18 protein-coding genes are annotated in these 17,378 nt (G+C 33.3%); 11 read left to right on the forward strand and 7 right to left on the reverse strand.

From position 1 onward, the window contains the following. Position 1: 1 nt before the first annotated feature. Together V6624_RS15160 and V6624_RS15165 are read right to left on the reverse strand one after the other, a co-directional pair. The gene (locus tag V6624_RS15160) at positions 2-838 is read right to left on the reverse strand and encodes a hypothetical protein (RefSeq protein ID WP_111290793.1); all 837 of its coding nucleotides are present in this window, start codon (positions 836-838) and stop codon (positions 2-4) included. Next, a complete protein-coding gene (locus tag V6624_RS15165; RefSeq protein ID WP_111290795.1) occupies positions 835-1,440 on the reverse strand; it encodes a DUF4255 domain-containing protein in 606 nt (201 codons plus the stop codon). The genes V6624_RS15160 and V6624_RS15165 overlap by 4 nt, the downstream gene beginning before the upstream one ends. Positions 1,441-2,001: 561 nt before the next feature. Between V6624_RS15165 and V6624_RS15170 the strand changes: the two genes are divergently transcribed. The 5 genes from V6624_RS15170 (at position 2,002) to V6624_RS15190 (ending at position 7,768) form a co-directional block, all read left to right on the forward strand. Then, on the forward strand, positions 2,002-3,516 hold the full coding sequence (locus V6624_RS15170) for a carbohydrate-binding domain-containing protein (protein ID WP_111290797.1): 1,515 nt from the start codon (positions 2,002-2,004) through the stop codon (positions 3,514-3,516). A gap of 215 nt (positions 3,517-3,731) precedes the next feature. Beyond that, positions 3,732-5,156, forward strand: coding sequence for an amino acid permease (locus V6624_RS15175; protein WP_111290799.1), 1,425 nt, complete (start codon positions 3,732-3,734; stop codon positions 5,154-5,156). A gap of 175 nt (positions 5,157-5,331) precedes the next feature. Continuing rightward, positions 5,332-6,015 (forward strand): hypothetical protein, encoded by a 684-nt coding sequence (locus V6624_RS15180; RefSeq protein WP_111290801.1) that lies wholly within the window; start codon positions 5,332-5,334, stop codon positions 6,013-6,015. Positions 6,016-6,154: 139 nt separating this feature from the next. Further along, on the forward strand, positions 6,155-7,018 hold the full coding sequence (locus V6624_RS15185) for a hypothetical protein (RefSeq protein WP_111290803.1): 864 nt from the start codon (positions 6,155-6,157) through the stop codon (positions 7,016-7,018). 153 nt (positions 7,019-7,171) lie between these two features. Continuing rightward, positions 7,172-7,768, forward strand: a complete 597-nt coding sequence (locus V6624_RS15190) for a hypothetical protein (RefSeq protein WP_111290805.1) — start codon at positions 7,172-7,174, stop codon at positions 7,766-7,768. Positions 7,769-7,922: 154 nt separating this feature from the next. Here the strand turns inward: V6624_RS15190 and V6624_RS15195 are convergent, their stop codons facing one another. Continuing rightward, the gene (locus V6624_RS15195) at positions 7,923-8,327 is read right to left on the reverse strand and encodes a helix-turn-helix domain-containing protein (RefSeq protein ID WP_111290807.1); all 405 of its coding nucleotides are present in this window, start codon (positions 8,325-8,327) and stop codon (positions 7,923-7,925) included. Positions 8,328-8,508: 181 nt separating this feature from the next. Here V6624_RS15195 and V6624_RS15200 point away from each other — a divergent pair, with 181 nt between their 5' ends. Together V6624_RS15200 and V6624_RS15205 are read left to right on the forward strand one after the other, a co-directional pair. Continuing rightward, positions 8,509-9,069 carry a hypothetical protein gene (locus tag V6624_RS15200; protein ID WP_111290809.1) on the forward strand — a complete coding sequence of 187 codons (561 nt, stop codon included), beginning with the start codon at positions 8,509-8,511 and terminating at the stop codon, positions 9,067-9,069. A 158-nt stretch (positions 9,070-9,227) separates the two neighbouring features. Beyond that, positions 9,228-10,178 carry an aldo/keto reductase gene (locus V6624_RS15205; RefSeq protein WP_204251709.1) on the forward strand — a complete coding sequence of 317 codons (951 nt, stop codon included), beginning with the start codon at positions 9,228-9,230 and terminating at the stop codon, positions 10,176-10,178. Between the two features lie 66 nt (positions 10,179-10,244). On the opposite strand, the gene V6624_RS15210 is transcribed toward V6624_RS15205, so the two are convergent. The 3 genes from V6624_RS15210 to V6624_RS15220 form a co-directional block, all read right to left on the reverse strand. Further along, positions 10,245-11,036 carry a glucose 1-dehydrogenase gene (locus V6624_RS15210; protein ID WP_111290811.1) on the reverse strand — a complete coding sequence of 264 codons (792 nt, stop codon included), beginning with the start codon at positions 11,034-11,036 and terminating at the stop codon, positions 10,245-10,247. Between the two features lie 50 nt (positions 11,037-11,086). Beyond that, entirely contained in the window at positions 11,087-11,665 is a 579-nt protein-coding gene (locus V6624_RS15215) for a TetR/AcrR family transcriptional regulator (protein WP_111290813.1), read from the reverse strand. Positions 11,666-11,767: 102 nt separating this feature from the next. Then, the gene (locus V6624_RS15220; RefSeq protein WP_111290814.1) at positions 11,768-12,181 is read right to left on the reverse strand and encodes a VOC family protein; all 414 of its coding nucleotides are present in this window, start codon (positions 12,179-12,181) and stop codon (positions 11,768-11,770) included. 229 nt (positions 12,182-12,410) lie between these two features. Between V6624_RS15220 and V6624_RS15225 the strand changes: the two genes are divergently transcribed. Continuing rightward, entirely contained in the window at positions 12,411-13,199 is a 789-nt protein-coding gene (locus V6624_RS15225; protein WP_111291214.1) for an SDR family NAD(P)-dependent oxidoreductase, read from the forward strand. 347 nt (positions 13,200-13,546) lie between these two features. Continuing rightward, positions 13,547-14,392 carry an RteC domain-containing protein gene (locus V6624_RS15230; protein ID WP_338839155.1) on the forward strand — a complete coding sequence of 282 codons (846 nt, stop codon included), beginning with the start codon at positions 13,547-13,549 and terminating at the stop codon, positions 14,390-14,392. A gap of 92 nt (positions 14,393-14,484) precedes the next feature. On the opposite strand, the gene V6624_RS15235 is transcribed toward V6624_RS15230, so the two are convergent. Continuing rightward, a complete protein-coding gene (locus tag V6624_RS15235; RefSeq protein WP_338839156.1) occupies positions 14,485-15,414 on the reverse strand; it encodes a helix-turn-helix domain-containing protein in 930 nt (309 codons plus the stop codon). Positions 15,415-15,508: 94 nt separating this feature from the next. On the opposite strand from V6624_RS15235, the gene V6624_RS15240 reads away from it, so the two are divergent. Together V6624_RS15240 and V6624_RS15245 are read left to right on the forward strand one after the other, a co-directional pair. After that, positions 15,509-16,486 carry a DUF4421 family protein gene (locus V6624_RS15240; protein ID WP_338839158.1) on the forward strand — a complete coding sequence of 326 codons (978 nt, stop codon included), beginning with the start codon at positions 15,509-15,511 and terminating at the stop codon, positions 16,484-16,486. Positions 16,487-16,522: 36 nt separating this feature from the next. Beyond that, entirely contained in the window at positions 16,523-17,365 is an 843-nt protein-coding gene (locus tag V6624_RS15245) for a phospholipase A (protein ID WP_338839160.1), read from the forward strand. Positions 17,366-17,378: the final 13 nt, after the last annotated feature.

The raw sequence follows: 17,378 nt of genomic DNA on the forward strand, positions 1-17,378 counted from the left end.
ATTAAATAAATATTTCTGAATAGTAATCACTATTGATTTTTGTTATTGATTTTACAGATGGATTTGGATATTGACTTTCTGCAGGTTGAGAAGGGTCCAAATCGTTAACAGGGTCAATCTCTATAAAACCAGATCGGGTTAATGGTTTTGCGGTTTTGGTTTTAATTTCGGTTCCTGCTTTACGGTTGATGTATTTCCAAAGTGTTTTTCGATTATCAAAATGAATTTTAAAATTTGGACTTAACATTTTATCCGAATCGTCTATAATATTTTCTGAGCTGTTGTCACCTTTAACGGTAAGCGAAATAACTCCAAAAACATTTTGCTGTTCCGACGGCTGCAGCGTTGAAATTAAATCGGCAGTAGTTTTTTCAGATACTAAATAAGCGTTTGAAATAAGTTTGTTGTCGTTTATTTTTGGAAGATATTTGAATGAAACGGGTTCAGTTAATGGTTTTACATTACTGAAAAGATATACTCGAGTAAGAGCAAAATCAAGATTAGTATAATTTTCAAATTGATAATCATTAATTTTAATTAAAAACGTTAGGTTTAAATCGGCAGGGACTTTTATAAAAGGATCTGATTCATCTTTTAATTTAATATATACGCCGAAACCTGTTTTGGTCTTTTTGAATACCATTTTGTAGTTTTTAAGTACAGTGTTGGTTTCTAAAGTTGGTGTTACGGCTATAAATGCATCTGTACTGAATTGTTGCAGCATTTTTTCTTTTTTATCATCTGGCATACTTGCAAAAGTTTCTTCTCCGTTATTCAAAAAATAATTATGAAGAAGCGTTACTTGAAACAACAATCCGTATGTAGAAGAATAACTCATGACTGTTCTTTTCGTTTAGTTACTCCTGTAAATTCGCCAATAAGCTGTCCTTCTGCCTGTGTAATATTGCGTTCAATTTGGATCATGCTTAATTTGTATAAAGCCGATGGAAGCTGTTTTCCGCCGAGTGTTCCCCAGATATAATTTAATTCTTCAAAAGTGGGCGTGTAGAGTTCAACTGTAAATCTAAAGTTGTCTACATTGCTCATAGCACTGCTGTTTCGGTTATAAATAGTATTAGCTTGGGTAAAAAGTTTTTTTCCCTGAAAAAATTCAATAATTTTTGAAATGTCCATAAGGGAGTTTACGTATATATCTCTATTGGCACTAAAAAGGATATACAGATTTAAATTGATAATGCCGTTTTTATAAATTGTTTTTGCATTATCAATAGTATGGTTTGGGAAGTTTTTTAAAGTAGCTTCTTCGGCTAAATTGATTAGTGTAAGTACAACAGAATCTTTTATAGAGGTTGAATCTGAATCTTCATTGCGAGACTCTAGAAAAGCGATATTTTCTGGTACAACAGATTTTTCTAACCCAACTTCCTCGAGATAGTTATTTACTTGTTCTGAAATTATTTGTATTACTTCAAAAATCATCTTTTGACAAAATTTATTATAAATACTAAATGAAATTTTATGGAAAGGAATAAGGTGTAGGGCGAAGATTGTAATTTGAAATAGGGCTTCTGACTGTGCTTTAAACTGATGCTTAAAACAAGGCTTTAAGATTTGACTAAATTAGATAAATGTAAGGGTACCAGAAAAGGGTGATTTTCCCCTTTTTTATCTAGTTAAAATACTGGTTTTTAAATAGTTGTTGTTTGTTTTTAGTCTTTTAAAACCAAGAAAATTATAAAAGAAAAAAGCTCTAGATTTCTCTAAAGCCTTTATTTAGTGACGTGTCTTGCTGTTTTTTAAAAAGAATATAAAGCTAAAGTCGACATAGTTGCTAAATCTGTCTAGAGAATACTTCCATTGATATATTTTATTTCGCCCTATTTCCAATTTAATCTAATTTAGATTTTTGTTACTGATAACTAAATAAGCATATTAGACTTTATTATTGTTGTCGATTCTTAAACTGCATTGGAAATTTTTACCATAATTCTTGTTTAGATTTTCATTTCACAATTATTAATTTTATAAATACCCAATAACATGAAAGCCAAAACCTATTTCTATTTCTGTCTATTTTTAGGAGTTTTTACTATATCCTGTTCAAAAGATAACGATTCAGATGATGATACTGTTGCAACAGATGATCCAATTACAATAAGTGCAACTGCTGCAAAGGGAACTGCCGAAGGCTCGTCAGAAACTGGAGCAAACGAGGACGATATACTTGCTAATTCTACGTTTTCATCTACAGTAAAAATAATATTTAATGGTACAAGTGCAACGGCAGAAAATGAAGTTGCTGGAGTTACAATTGCCATTTCTGGTGCAGATGTTACCGTTACTTCTACAGTTGCTGAAGTAGCTTATGAAGTAATTGGAAGCACTACAGATGGAATGCTTAAAATCTACAGCGATAAAAAATATAAGCTTACGCTAAGTGACGTTTCTATCAAGAATAATGACGGACCAGCAATAAATATTCAGTCTGGTAAACGCGCTTTTATTGTTGTTAGCGGAACAAATACATTAGAAGATGGAACAACTTATGCTACCTCTACAGAAGACCAAAAGGGAACTTTTTTTAGCGAAGGCCAGCTTATTTTTTCAGGAAGCGGAACTCTGAATATTGCAGGGAACAATAAACACGCTATTGCATCAGATGACTACATACGTGTGCAAAGCGGTACGATTAATATAACAAAAACTTCTTCAGATGGTATTCATGCAAACGATGCGGTTTATATTGACGGAGGTACTTTGAATATTAATGCGTCTAGCGATGGTATCGAAGCAGAAGAAGGACATATTATCATCAATGCTGGAACAATCACTGCTACTGTTGCTGATGACGGAATAGTTGCTTCATACGATACCGATGATACAATTGATCCTTATGTTGTAATTAATGGAGGTACTATTAATGTTACCACAACAGGTGAAGGAGGAGAAGGAATAGAAAGTAAAAGTACCTTGACAATCAATGACGGAGAAATCTATATCAAAGCGGTTGATGACGCAATCAATGCTGGAGATGCAATTTACATTAATGGAGGAACTATTGTTGCATACAGTACAACAAATGACGGAATTGATTCTAATGGTACACTTACTGTAACGGGCGGAAAAATCTTTGCAATAGGAGCTAAAAGCCCTGAAGAAGGTTTTGATTGCGATAGTAATACATTTAAAATTACAGGCGGATTGCTAATTGGTGCCGGAGGAGCAACCAGCTCGCCAACGGCAAGCGTATCTACACAGGCTTCTGCTATACTAGACGGTGGAAATTCTGGTACTATATATAGCGTACTCAATAGTGATAATGCAGAGGTAATGACATTTAAATCACCTGCTAGTTTTACGACTTTACTATTGTCTGGCAGCGCATTCAGTTCGGGCAAAACTTATAAATTGGTAACGGTTTCTAGCGTTAGTAATGCAACGGAGTTTAATGGATTATATTTAGGAGGAACTTTTAGCAATCCTACATTATCCTCAAGTTTTACCTTGACTTCTATGGTAACAAAAATAGGAGGCAGTACAGGCCCAGGGAGATAATAAATAGATTATTGTTTTAATAAATTATTGGAAAGTTCATTCGCATGCGGATGGACTTTTCTGTTTTAAAATTGTGCTGCAAATGGGCAAAACTTAACTATTTATAGCTAATTCTGAAAGATGCTACAGAAAGAAGCTTTGTACGATTCCTTTTTTAACTTATCTTCGCTTTTTATACATTTCTGAATACATTTAAATACCTTAAAACATAATCTGTGAAAAATAATCATGATGCTGTAGAAGAGAATCAGCTTAAACGTGGACTAACTAACCGACACATTCAGTTAATTGCCTTAGGCGGATCTATAGGAACAGGTCTTTTCCTTGGCATTGGTCCAGCGGCCGTATTAGCAGGGCCATCTGTTATTTTAGGATATGCTATTGCCGGAATTATCGCTTTTTTTATTATGAGGCAACTTGGCGAAATGGTTGTTGAAGAACCTGTTTCAGGAAGCTTCAGCTATTTTGCTTATAAATATTGCGGTTCATTTGCAGGTTTTGCATCAGGCTGGAATTATTGGATTTTGTATATTCTCGTTAGTATGGCCGAACTTACAGCCATTGGGGTTTATGTGCAGTTTTGGTGGCCCGAAATTCCGCTTTGGGCATCCAGTTTATTTTTCTTTCTGGTTATTAATGCCTTGAATTTTGCCTCTGTAAAAGTGTACGGAGAAACCGAATTTTGGTTTTCAATTATAAAAGTTGTGGCTATTATTGCCATGATTCTTTTTGGTGCTTATTTGCTAATAAGCGGAACAGGAGGAGAGCACGCTACAATTCATAATTTGTATAACGATGGAGGTTTCTTTCCAAAAGGTTTCTTCGAAAAAACGGCAACTGGAGATTTTCAAGGTTTATTATCTGCAATGGCTTTGATTATGTTCTCTTTTGGCGGTTTGGAACTAATTGGAATTACCGCTGCTGAAGCAGAAAATCCAGAAAAAAACATTCCAAAAGCAACCAATCAGGTTATTTATAGAATCCTTATATTTTATGTTGGCGCATTGGTCATTTTATTTGCTTTGTCGCCTTGGAGACAAATTACGACAGACAGCAGTCCGTTTGTGATGGTTTTTCAGAACTTGAACGGAATGGAATTTGAGCTTTTTGGACGCAAAATATTTTTTACAAGCCTTATCGCTAATGTACTTAATTTAATTGTATTAACTGCCGCTTTATCAGTATACAACAGTAGTGTTTACAGCAACTCGCGAATGTTATTTGGTTTAGCAGATCAAGGAAGTGCTCCTCAATTTTTAAAGAAGCTAAACAAACAATCAGTGCCAGTTAATGCCATTTTAATTTCTTCCTGTTTTGCTGCGATCTGTATTTTAATCAATAAAGTAATTCCAGAAGAAGCTTTTAGTATTTTAATGTCTTTAGTAGTGTCTTGCTTAGTGATTAACTGGGTTATGATTTCGTACACGCATCTACAATTTAGACTTGCCAAAGACAGAGAAAACACAAAAACGAAGTTTGCTTCTATATTTTATCCCGTAAGCAATTACATTTGTTTCATATTTTTATTGGGTATTTTATCCATCATGTGGATGACGAATATGAAAATATCTGTAGAATTAATTCCGATTTGGTTGGGGATTCTTTTTGTGTTTTATAAGGTTTTTAAAAAGAAAGAATAGATAACTTTTTATATTATTATTTAGGCATTGATTGTCAACTTGTAGTTGATTTTCAATGCCTTTATTATATGATACTATTTATTTTTAAACTACGCAGAATCACTGCGTACTACTTAAATAGTTTTGGGGTATTAATAAGCATAATTGATTTTATAAATTTTAAAAACATAATATTATGGGAAGAGCTATTAATTACATGGAAAAACTAACTACTGGATATTCATTTGCTGACCTTGGATATCGAGATTATATTGCAGCGCGATTTTTACTGAATAACCATTTCATAGTGCAAGGGATAACTCTTGCAAGTACAGCTGTAGAGAAATATTTGAAAGCTGTAATTGTTTTTAATCTTCAGGAAAAAGAATGGTATAATTATCATTTTGACAAATTCGAGAAGCTTAAAAATTTGCTGGAGAAACTTAATAGTGATGTAACTAAAGATTTTGATCCTGTTTTTTTAGACATATTAGAAAAGGCATTTAAAATCAGATATTACGATAAAATTGAAAAACCGATTTTTATGGGCTTTTACATTAATCAATTTATAGGCGAACTAGACTATACAATCAATTATTTGGAAAATTTCATTTTCAATACCCAAAGCCAAGGTCAGTCTATAACTGTGTATAGTAAAGCTGTTATTAACAAAGATCCAGGTCTTTTTTATAATAATTATATACTTAATCAAGAGAATAAAAAAGATTACATGGAAATGCCTGATATAGGATTTTCAATTTATATTAGCGTTGGATCTGTAGTTCATACAGAAGAAATAGTAAAAGGAGGAAGTACACAAAATAAATATGATGGTCAAATAGCAGAATTCACCGATTTTGGAAGAGAGTTTATATTGTGATAATATTTTCTTTTATGTGATAGCTTTGATATGCTTGTTGATAGCGTGGAAATTCTTTCTGTGTGCCCAGCTCTCAAAAATGTTAAACTGAAAAGCAGCGCAAATGTCTCTGACTTTTCTCCATCTAATTACAAAGAAAATGATAGACTTTGACTTTTACAATGATTTAAAAAACGAAATTTTCAAGATATTGAATGATTCTGGATTAAAGATTTCTTTAGATCAGAATATTAATAAAATATTAATTGATTTTTTTAATTTAAGTTCAAAGATTTTAGAACCAAAAAAGAGAAATGTTTTTATAGTTCCTGACTTTGAAAAGCAAATTAGTTTACACCACAAGAAATTAGAAATCCAAACAATTATTCAATTGGCTCAAGATGGAGGAAATCTAAATTGTTTCCAAACAAATAGGATTATTCAATCTAAGCAAATTGATCATTTAAGTAATGAGTGGAATATTTTTCATTTTCATCTATCATTGGAGCCTGACAAGAAGACTAAATTTGTAAAAAGAGGTAATCTTTTATTATTTGCTTATGTTGATGAAAATGATATTGTATTTCTTGGACTTGATAAACATAAAGATTCATTCAGCGATATAAAGTGGCTTGAAATTTTAGAGAAAAATTATTCTCACATAATGAAAAAATTTTTAGCACCAGACTTGCCACCAGTGGAAGAAAATTTCTCGACTTCGGATAGAGAGAAAATGTGGGAAAGTGGTCTATCATCTGGTTTTATGAATATTAATGGGAAAACATATTTATGTCCAGGATTTGGGAAAGTCACAAGTGGTTATAATATTATGGTTGTTAAACAAAGTATTGATATTCTGAATTGGATTACTAGTATACAAGATACCATAAAAAAAGAAAATGTTTTTTTTGATAATAAATTAGCTAATTTAAAATTAAGGATTGGTGAAATGACAATCGAAATATATGAAAAGGAAAAAGGAAATGTATTTTTTGAATTTCCAAGCTTAGAGATTAAAAAATAACTTACTATAAAACCTATTACAATGAATTAGGGCAATCGGAATAATGAAAAGATGTTTTTTGTCAAATCAGAAAATAATTCTAATTTAGTTGCAAACCCATAGTAAACCAAAGTATTATTTACTATTTCAGAAAACATAACATTAGAAGAACATATGTCAAAAAAATTAAGATATCTGGATCCAATTAAAATTGCACCAGACATTGTGGGATGGTTAGATGAAAAATACAATCCTATTGTTAAAGATGAAAGATTAAATAATGATTTAGACGCAAATGATGTATTTGATAAAATATTAATCTATGAACGTCAAGTAAAAGATTGGTTCTTAAATCGTGCTGAAAATTTAATATCTCAGGAAAACAATGGATTTATAGTTCTTATGATTTGTATGTCTTACTTAGAAGGTGTTGAGCAGTACAGAAGAGGTGAAAGTAGTAATCATCAAAGCAGAGTTTTTTTTATATCAGCACTTAACAGAATTTATCCTAATCAATTTTCAGATATTAATTTAGGAAGTTTATACTCGGAAGCTAGATGTGGGTTATTTCATAATGGAATGGTTCAAGGAAAAATTATTATAAATTATACTTATCCAGAAAGCATAAACTTTGAAGGTACAATGGATATTAAAATTAATCCAAAAAAAATGCTAGAAGATATTATAGTAGATTTTGATAATTTCCTAGTAGAACTTAAAGAAAATTATGAAAGTAGAGATAGATTTAATAGAATGTACTCTAACGTTTAGAAACAATTCTCAACAGTCATTTTAATATATTGTATTGTGATTTACAAAGATTTTTTTGGTAAGCAATATAAATATCTCTAGACTTCGTACTCATAATATTTTACAAAAAAAGAGACTTTAAAGTCTCTTTTTTTGTAAAATATATTTAAATGATTTACTTATTAATCAACTTCTCCAACCTCACCATCATTTCATCTTTCTCCTTCAGCATCCTTTCATACAAAGCAATTTTTTCTTCATGAAGTTGAATCAATTTATCAATAGGATTATTATTGAAAGTTGGGCTATAATTTATTAAGCCTTGAGTATCATGAAAAGTATTAGAAATAATATTTATCGCTTGCTCTTCATCAAAATTCTGAAAAGCTTCAACAGGAATTTTCAATACAGCTGAGATTTGTTTTAGCAAACTGTCTTCAATTACATCTTTCTGCTCCAGCATAGAAATTTTCTTTTGGTTCCAGTCTTCTCCCAGATCATAAGCTAAAGCTTCCTGCTTTATGTTAAGCATTTCTCTAAAACGTTTTACGTTTCTTCCCTGATGTATTTTCTTTTCCATAATGAATATTGGTTTTCTAAAAGATCAAAGATAAAGCCATTTGGCTAAAAATCATGAGTTTCAAAGATAAAAAAACATTGCAAAAAAGAGTCTTTTTTGTCAGAATATTATATCTGTATTTGGAATAGTTTATTCTTTTTAAATGGAAGAATTTCGCTACATGAATTAAATCTACTGGACTATGAAAAAGAATAAAATGTCCTTCGAAACCAGCTTTTGGGCAGGAAATATTGAAGGAAATCCATTTAAGGTAATTAATGCCTTTTTTGCCTATGCACATCTCGATTATTACAAACAAATTTTAAGCGAAGCCGTAATTTACTGCTATAAAACAAAAGTCTACAAACAGGAGAATCCTTCAGATGTTTTTATTTTGTATTCGGTTCTCAAATCATTCCTTAGAGTTTGTTACTGTTTAAAAGAGAAAAGTAAAAAATGGAAAGTAAAAGAATCTTTGCCACAAGAAAAGGCTTTTCAACTTTCTTCTCTAACTAAAGAAGAATACGATAATCCTTGTATAGTATTTCAAAACGCATTTAATGAAAAAACGCTCCAAGAATTTGAATTATTTCTATATCAAGTTCTAGAGTTTTCATTGTCGCCTCATGCCGCAGATCCAGATCCTGACTTGATGACGCCTTATATTCATTTAACCAAAATGCTCGATGCAGTAGAATTAATAAGAGAAAGGGGAGTGGAGAAAATCAAGAAAAAGATTCTGGTTGATTCTTTAACCGAATAAAGTGAAAGCAATTTGATATTGATAATTTAGTATATTTAACAGCCAAAATTATTCTTGGATTTTTAGAATGTTAACATTAAAATTTGATAATGAAGCATTTGTAAAATTAGAATAATCAAAAAACAATATACTATTACTAATTAATTTGACCAAAAAGCATGAATTCTCAAAACCAGAAAAATGAAATAAACCGACGCAGATTTTTGCAAAGTAGCGTAAAACTTGCCGCAGCAGGAATTTATCTTGGTATGTTTGGCATGCCTGATCTATTTGGAAATGTCTTGACAGATAAAGTTGCTAAAGGCATTCCAGATGTTAAGCTGAATAACGGTTTAAAAATGCCCATACTCGGATTTGGAACCTACGGACTCAGCGGTGATGTATGCCAGAAATCTGTAGTTGAGGCAATAGCTGCAGGTTACCGCCTTATTGACACCGCAAAAGTATACGGAAATGAAGTAGAAGTAGGGAAAGCAATAAAACAAAGCGGAATTGATAGAAAGCAGCTTTTTGTTACTTCAAAACTTTGGGTTGATGATGCTGGTTATGAAAATGCTAAAAAAGGATTTGAAGAAACGCTAACAAAACTAGGGCTTGAATATCTTGATCTTTACTTAATACACCGTCCAAGAGGTGATGTAAAAGGATCGTGGAAAGCAATGGAAGAGCTTTACAAAGCTGGAAAAATCAAAGCTATTGGCATAAGTAACTTTAGCCCAGAGCAACTGAAAGATCTTTTATCTTATGCTGAGGTAAAACCTGCAGTGAATCAGATTGAAACTCATGCCTATTTTCAACAGTCCAATGATTATAATGTGTTAAAACAGCATAATATCCAGATGGAGGCGTGGGCGCCTTTTGCGGAAGGCCGTAATGGTCTTTTTACAAATGAAGTATTAACCCAGATTGCCAAGAAGCACGGCAAGACTACAGCACAAGTAAGTTTGAGATGGCATTATCAGCGCGGTATTGTTAGTATTCCGAGATCTTCGCAAAAAGCACATATTGTAGAAAACCTTAATATATTTGATTTCAAGCTTGATGATGCCGACATGAAAGCGATTGAAAAATTGGATTTAAATAAAACCCAGTTCCCAGAATGGAGTTAAATAAGAATGGTGTAAAACGGATTACAGGCTATGCCGTAATCCGTTTCTAAATAAAAATGTCTTGATTTAAGAATTACCATACAGGTTTGATTCCCCTCCATCAATAGCAATGGTCTGTCCATTTACATATTGGCATTCATCGCTAAGGAGAAATGCAACAAGGTTACCTACATCTTCAGGTTTGCCCAACCTCCTTGTAGGGTTTCTTTGTGCGTATGTTGTTTCAGCAGCTTTAGGGTCGGATGGGTTTACCTGTTTGAAAGCTTCTGCCACCATTGGGGTAAGGATAGCGCCAGGCGCGATTGCATTGGTGTAAATTCCATCTTTACCATATTCTATTGCTGCATTTTTGGTCATACCTGAAACGGCATGTTTACTTGCTACATAAGGCATCTGATTAATAACCCCTCTGATTCCTCCTACAGAAGCTACGTTTACAATTTTTCCTCCGCCGTGTTTCTGCATTACCGGGATCACGTATTTTAGTCCGTAATAGACCCCCATAAGATTGATGTCAATTACTTTTTTAAATATATTGATGTCATAATCCACTATTGATGCCTGTTTTCCTTCGATACCGGCATTATTGTAGAATCCATCGATACGGCCAAACTCTTCAACTGTTTTGTCTACATAATTTTTGACAGCCTGTTCGTCTGAAACGTCAGCGACTATAGTTATAATTTTTGCAGTTGGAGCAACAGAATGGATTTCTGCTTTTGCTTTTTCTAGTGCTTCGGCATTGTAATCTACAATTGATAGATTGGCTCCTTTTAATGCTACTGCTTTACTTGCTGCTAGTCCGAGCCCCATAGCTGCTCCAGTAATGATAATCGTTTTGTCTTTAAAAATGCTCATGATATATATTATTAAAATAGGTTAATTGAAAAATTATTCATTTAAAATTATTAGCTTATGCCTCTCCATACCAAATCAAAGCAGTCATCGATAAGCTGCTGGCTTAATGGAAATAACTTTTGTATGATGCCTGTAGAGCAGGAGCGTACCGCGCCATCAAAAAAGCTGATAAGTATAATTGCATCTAGTGCTTTTATAATTCCTTCCCGCTGTCCTTTTTCTAAAAGATCATAAAGAGGTTTGTTCTGTTTTTCATACTCGGCCAGTTGTTTGGAGAAATTGAGCTGTATGTAGCCAGACTGTTGATACTGGTCGATAAATACGGTTTCATCATAATGGTTTAGCCTGTAGTTAAGCATATTAATGTAAATCTGCTTAAGTGATTGCCTTACAGGTAAATTAATGTCAAAGTCACGATACATGGCCTGTGTCATTTTATCCTCTACAGCGGCATAGGCCAATTGTACCACCTCTTCTTTGTTTTTAAAGTAGATATATAGGGTTCCTGCAGCAACTCCGGCCGTTTTGCTTATGCCAGAGATAGTCACGCTTGCTAATCCCTGTCTGCCTGTAAGCACATATGCAGAATTCAAAATTTTCTCTCTTTTATCTGGGTCTAAAGGTCTCATATAGTAAAGTTAAATGAAAAAACATTCATTTAAATGCAGTTGTTTGAATTATAACTTTTCTTTAACTCATTTTCGGTAGTTTTTTCAATTGCTATTATTTTCTCATAATTCATAGCCAATCTCCCAGATATGTCCAAATGGATCTTTTAGCTTTCCAATTCTCCAGTCTTCTTCGGTTACCATGGGGCAAATCTGGATTGCACCAAATTTAAGTGCATTTTCAAATATTTTGTCTGCATTTTTAGTTTCCAAAATTATTCTGATTAGGTTGCTAAAAGCTCGATTTTCACTGCCATCACAAGGTGTTTCGTCACTAAGATAAAATTCAGCGCCTTCAATTTGCAATACAGAAGATATTTTGTTATTATCAACTTCAAATCTTTTAGATTCAACAGCACCAAAAGCGTCAGTGTAAAATTTAACCGCTTTTAATCCGTTATTCACTGTGAGAAAAGGCTTTATTTGAGCTTTCTGGAGTGTATTTTTTTCTTGATTTTTTTCTTCTTCCAATTTCATAAACTTCAATTATATGTTACTATAAAAATAGTATATTTTTTAACTATAATGTTTTCAATGATTTAAGTACGATTGATTTTTTGAATTTATTCGAAATCGGTTTGTATATCTTGTTGGCATACTTGGTGCAATAAGTCCGAGCGGATAGGGTTAGGGGTAGCCATTATGTACATTGTCTATCCAACAGTTTACAATTAATTTTTATATTTGGGTAATTTAAATGGATAAAATGAGCGAAAAAACGAAACCGTATGCGTTAATAACTGGCGCTAGCAAAGGCATTGGAAAATCTATTACTTATGAATTGGCTAAACAAGGCTATTCATTATTGCTTGTTGCAAGAAGTGAGGAGGAATTAAAAGCATTATCTAATGATCTTCAAGATAAATACGGCATCAATGCTTTTATTTTATCGATTGATCTTTCGACAAATGGCGCATCGCAAAAAGTAACCGATTGGGTAAAAATCAATAACTATCCAGTTGGAATTCTAGTTAATAATGCGGGTTATGGTATATGGGGCGATTTTAGTAAGTCTGCTCTAAACGATCAGCTTGGCATGATGCAGCTTAACATGAATGTAGTGGTAGAACTTTCCCATTTATTGGCGCCTATACTTTCACAAGAAAAACAAGCTTACATTTTAAATATATCGAGTACTGCTGCTTACCAAGCTGTACCTACGCTAGCTGTTTATTCGGCTACAAAGGCTTTTGTTTTATCGTTTACCCGTGCGTTGCGTTTCGAACTTGCCCAAACTTCTATTTCAGTAACTTGTTTTAGTCCAGGTCCAGTTGATACTGGTTTTGCTGCAAGAGCTGGTTTAAGTGCTTTAAACAAAATGGCTGAAAAGTTTAATATGCAGCCAGATGAAGTGGCAAAAATGGCAGTAAAAGCCATGTTCAGCAAAAAATCGGAAGTTATTCCGGGTTTTACAAATATCATTTCGGTGTACGCCAATCGTATACTACCAAAGGCTTTTATCGAAAAAACCGCAGCTGGGATTTACAAAATTTAATTTTTTTTCAAAAAAACGTTAGAAAAAGCTAAAGCAGCTTATAAAGAATGGTTTACGAAACGGTAAATTGTTATCAGTAACGAATTAGTAATGGTGCTAGATGCAGTCATTTTGTTCAATTTTCCAAGTAACTCGGTAACAAAAATACAAAAATTAACCTTGATGTAATGAGTTAAAAAACAAAATTCAATTATCCATTGGTTAATTATTATCTGAGAGCTCTAATTCCTAGAAAGGAGTTATATAAAAAAATCTTACCCAACTTGGGTTGTAGTTGGGTTATGATTTCGTAAATAAGTCCCAATTTTACTATAACCTTATTAAATGGTTTTTCTAAAATTTGGCTTATGGAGTTCTCACTACACAATATTTTATTCGAAATTGAGAAAAGAGAAAACAAACTATTTCCCAACAGCTCTATCTCAATTGATGATGCCTTTGAAATGACATCTTATCTCCAAGAATTATTGGCTTTAGCGAAATCGCATATTGTAAAACATGGATTTAAGGATGAGTACAAGGAAATATATTTCTTCCGTCACATCAAACCCCAAATACTAGGTAAGCTTATTTTCTATAATAAGGTTTGCAGGATAGAGACAGGTTGTCCCGTTAAAATGGGGACTGTTTATAAGAAATACTTTGCAAGTCACCTTCGTAATCTAAAAGAAGAGTATTCTGAACATTTTTGTCATTCGGATTTTTACAGATATTATCGTTCGGGCAGAACTGATAAGGACCAGCAATATTTTAGATTAGGGAAAATTGATTATCATGATGGCTTAAACAGTTTTGTATTTGAAATAGATCCAAATTTTTCCACTTATTATGATTATAAGGTTGCGCGAATTATAGCAAATGAGCTATTGTACAATTTCCTGGTTGTTAAGATCAAATCACAGGGTGAAGGTGAACTAACTTTTCAAACACTAGATGAGACCAAAAATATATTATGGAGCGATTCAAAGAATGCCCTAATAGAACTTATTTATGCTTTGCATGCAGCAAGAGTAATATCAAACGGAAATGTCGGGATTCGTCAGATTGCATTAATCTTTCGGGTTGTTTTCCGCATGCCACTAACAGATATGCATCATGCTTTCCATCGCATGAAAACGCGTGCTGGCTCCAGAACTACCTTTCTAGATAAGCTTAAGAAATCCTTAGAAGAATATATGGACCAAGACCTTTAAGCTTTCGAAGAAATTGTAAAACAACGTGTAGCAAAATTTGGATTGTAATATAAAGGCTGTAATAAGGCGACTTATTTATTGACGTTTTGATTTTAGGATGTCAATCCGCCTTTTCTGTATTCGCTTGGCGACATGTTCTCTACACGTTTAAAATACTTTCCAAAAAATGACTGAGAAGGAAAGTTCAACTTATCGCTAATCTGCTGTATCGTCATGTCGGTCGATTTTAGCAGAGCTTTTGCTTCCAATATTACATGATTATCTATCCATCCACTTGCTGAAATGCCACTGTTTTCTTTGATTACCTTGGAAAGATATTTTGGCGTAAGAGATAGATTAGTAGCATAAAAATTAATACTTCTGTGTCGTGTATAATATTTCTGTAACAGTTGCAAGAATTTTTCCACCAAAATATGTTGTTTCGGCTTTTTTACTACTTGATTTTCCTGTTGGATATGTATGTTATACCCAAACCCATAAAAAAATGCTTTAGTAAGATATTTTGCTATCTGTAGGCAATATGGATTCTTGTTGTTACCTACTGTATTCTTCATCATTCTACAATAATCTACGAATGCCTCCATTTCAGAATTATTTAGTTTAACGTAAGGATTTTTTTGAATAGAGAGAAATGCTGGAAAGCGTTCCTCTATTTCAAGATTTTCAGTGAAACGATGGGACATGATTATAAACAAAGCAGAAAATTTTTTGCTTACATATTCGCATTCTACTATTTGTCCTGGAAGGAGAATGATTAGGCATGGTTCCTCTGTTTCATAGGGCTTTAGGTTAATTGTCATTTTAACATTTCCTTTGAAACAGAAAATAGCCATAGTTACATCAACTTTAAGCGGATAGTCAAATACTGATAGCACTTCAGGTTGATCAATAATGGTGAGTTCATTTCCTGATGTACTTATCCGTGTTGTTTGCGGTCCTTCTTCCCATTTGAATGGTAATACATGTTTCTTCATGAGTTCAAATATCCAATATATTTTTATAATAATGGTGTATATCGCCATAAAAAAGAAATTTAGTCCAATAATGAAGTACATATGACCTTTTAAAGAAGAGGGATGATAAATACATTTGTATTCTATTAAAGAATATTCGGTTATGAATAAAAAGTCTTGGAAAAAGGATAGAAGAAAAGTCGCCTGTGCTACACTTTTATCTTTCTTCCTATCCTTTGTATGTTACGGTCAGCAAGATTCGTTTGGAATAAATGTGAAGAAAACCGATTCGCTGTATATTCTAGGATACCCCGAGAAATTAAAGGTTATGAGTTTTGTTTCAACACGATCTTTAGAAATAGATGCAGGAGACAAAAATTACAGTCCCAATTACCCTTTGAATTTAGGTGTCGGGCTTGTAGTAAAAAATACCATATTCGGTATGCAGTTAGGATATGGCTTCATTCCGTTAAAGAGCAAGAAAGAATATGGGAATTCCAAGGTGATGGATTTTCAGGCACATCACTATGGAAGAAATGTAATTGTAGATTTATTCTTTCAAAATTATAAAGGTTTTTACAGTCATAGAAGATCTGGCAGCATAGAAGAGCTTTTTCCAGATATGTCCGTTCTACAGTTTGGAGCGGAAGCAACTTATCTTTTCAACGGAAAACGATATTCTTCTAAAGCTGCTTTTGACCTTAATGAGCTACAGTTACGATCGGCAGGCAGCTGGCTTGTTGGCGGAGGGGCATATTATTACAGACTTAAAGGTTTTGATGACTATGCAGCTTCATCTGCCAATTCGTTTGAAAATGTTCAGTTAGGTATCAATGCCGGCTATGCATATTCATTGGTTCTTAACGATCGTTGGCTGTTATCGGGTATGGCTAAGGCAGGTGTCAATTTTGGTGATGCCACACATAAAACACGCAATGGGAAAGTTGACATTTATCCTACTGCCGCAGCTCGTTTTTCTGGGAACTATCATAAAAAAGATTGGGGTTTATCTATGGTGATCATGATTAGTAACAAATCTGTATATCCTATCAAAAGCGATGAACTCAGCCTAACAAGTATTACAATGCAGTTATCCTACGTAAAGCATCTGGATGACCTGTTTAAAAAGAAGAATAAATAGAAATATGTTGAAAAAAATTAATAATAGGAAATAGTGATGGATGAAAAATGTCTTTTTCTGCGTTGCTCACATTATTTGGTTATGCTGTTATTTGGTGTAACAAGTGTCTATGCCCAACAGCAAAGTGATTCTATACGAAAAAAGACAGCTACCGAAATTTTCCTTAGCCAACCAAATTTTAGTGCATACAAGGACAACTATTTTATAACCGGGGTCAGTTTACGGGATAAGCTCTCCAAGGAAACTTCAGATATAAAATACCAGATCAGTTTTAAGTATCTTTTATCCCGAAAACCTCTTTTTGATAATGTCTACTCCTTTATTACCTATACACAAAAATCATTTTGGAAGGTCTATGAGAAATCCAGTCCTTTTGAAGATATCAATTTTAACCCCACTATTGGTGTGATCCGTCCGTATACTGATAAAAAGAATCGCATAGGGTATTATTCATTGATGTTCGAGCACGAGTCAAACGGACGTGACAGCTTACAATCCAGAAGCTGGAATTTCCTTTCGTTCAACTGGCAGGGACAGATAAGCAATAGAGTTGTTTTAAAGACGAGAATACTTGTTCCCTTTGTATCCGGTGACAACCCTGATCTGCTAGAATATGAGGGTTTTTTAGAAGCTGGGGTGAGCTATACTTTAATCCCTAAAAAACTGTACGCAGAATTTCTGCTCCAAAAGGGTTCAAAGCTCGACTGGAAAGGAGCTTTGCAAACACAGATGGTTTACCGTCCTTTCAAATCTTCCAATCAGTATATTTTCCTGCAATGGTACCATGGTTATGCAGAAGGACTGTTGGACTACAGAAAAGAAACCAGTATGATACGCCTGGGAATTATCATCAAACCTACTTTTATGAATTTTTACTGATATGGTTTAAATA

The sequence above is a fragment of the Flavobacterium ginsenosidimutans genome (genome assembly GCF_037478105.1).
GTDB lineage: Bacteria > Bacteroidota > Bacteroidia > Flavobacteriales > Flavobacteriaceae > Flavobacterium > Flavobacterium ginsenosidimutans.

Coding starts and splice junctions, on each gene's coding strand:
- V6624_RS15160 (WP_111290793.1), bottom strand. CDS start 838: ATGAGTTATTCTTCTACATACGGATTGTTGTTTCAAGTAACGCTTCTT.
- V6624_RS15165 (WP_111290795.1), bottom strand. CDS start 1,440: ATGATTTTTGAAGTAATACAAATAATTTCAGAACAAGTAAATAACTAT.
- V6624_RS15170 (WP_111290797.1), top strand. CDS start 2,002: ATGAAAGCCAAAACCTATTTCTATTTCTGTCTATTTTTAGGAGTTTTT.
- V6624_RS15180 (WP_111290801.1), top strand. CDS start 5,332: ATGGGAAGAGCTATTAATTACATGGAAAAACTAACTACTGGATATTCA.
- V6624_RS15185 (WP_111290803.1), top strand. CDS start 6,155: ATGATAGACTTTGACTTTTACAATGATTTAAAAAACGAAATTTTCAAG.
- V6624_RS15190 (WP_111290805.1), top strand. CDS start 7,172: ATGTCAAAAAAATTAAGATATCTGGATCCAATTAAAATTGCACCAGAC.
- V6624_RS15195 (WP_111290807.1), bottom strand. CDS start 8,327: ATGGAAAAGAAAATACATCAGGGAAGAAACGTAAAACGTTTTAGAGAA.
- V6624_RS15200 (WP_111290809.1), top strand. CDS start 8,509: ATGAAAAAGAATAAAATGTCCTTCGAAACCAGCTTTTGGGCAGGAAAT.
- V6624_RS15205 (WP_204251709.1), top strand. CDS start 9,228: ATGAATTCTCAAAACCAGAAAAATGAAATAAACCGACGCAGATTTTTG.
- V6624_RS15210 (WP_111290811.1), bottom strand. CDS start 11,036: ATGAGCATTTTTAAAGACAAAACGATTATCATTACTGGAGCAGCTATG.
- V6624_RS15215 (WP_111290813.1), bottom strand. CDS start 11,665: ATGAGACCTTTAGACCCAGATAAAAGAGAGAAAATTTTGAATTCTGCA.
- V6624_RS15220 (WP_111290814.1), bottom strand. CDS start 12,181: ATGAAATTGGAAGAAGAAAAAAATCAAGAAAAAAATACACTCCAGAAA.
- V6624_RS15225 (WP_111291214.1), top strand. CDS start 12,411: ATGAGCGAAAAAACGAAACCGTATGCGTTAATAACTGGCGCTAGCAAA.
- V6624_RS15230 (WP_338839155.1), top strand. CDS start 13,547: ATGGAGTTCTCACTACACAATATTTTATTCGAAATTGAGAAAAGAGAA.
- V6624_RS15235 (WP_338839156.1), bottom strand. CDS start 15,414: ATGGCGATATACACCATTATTATAAAAATATATTGGATATTTGAACTC.
- V6624_RS15240 (WP_338839158.1), top strand. CDS start 15,509: ATGAATAAAAAGTCTTGGAAAAAGGATAGAAGAAAAGTCGCCTGTGCT.
- V6624_RS15245 (WP_338839160.1), top strand. CDS start 16,523: ATGGATGAAAAATGTCTTTTTCTGCGTTGCTCACATTATTTGGTTATG.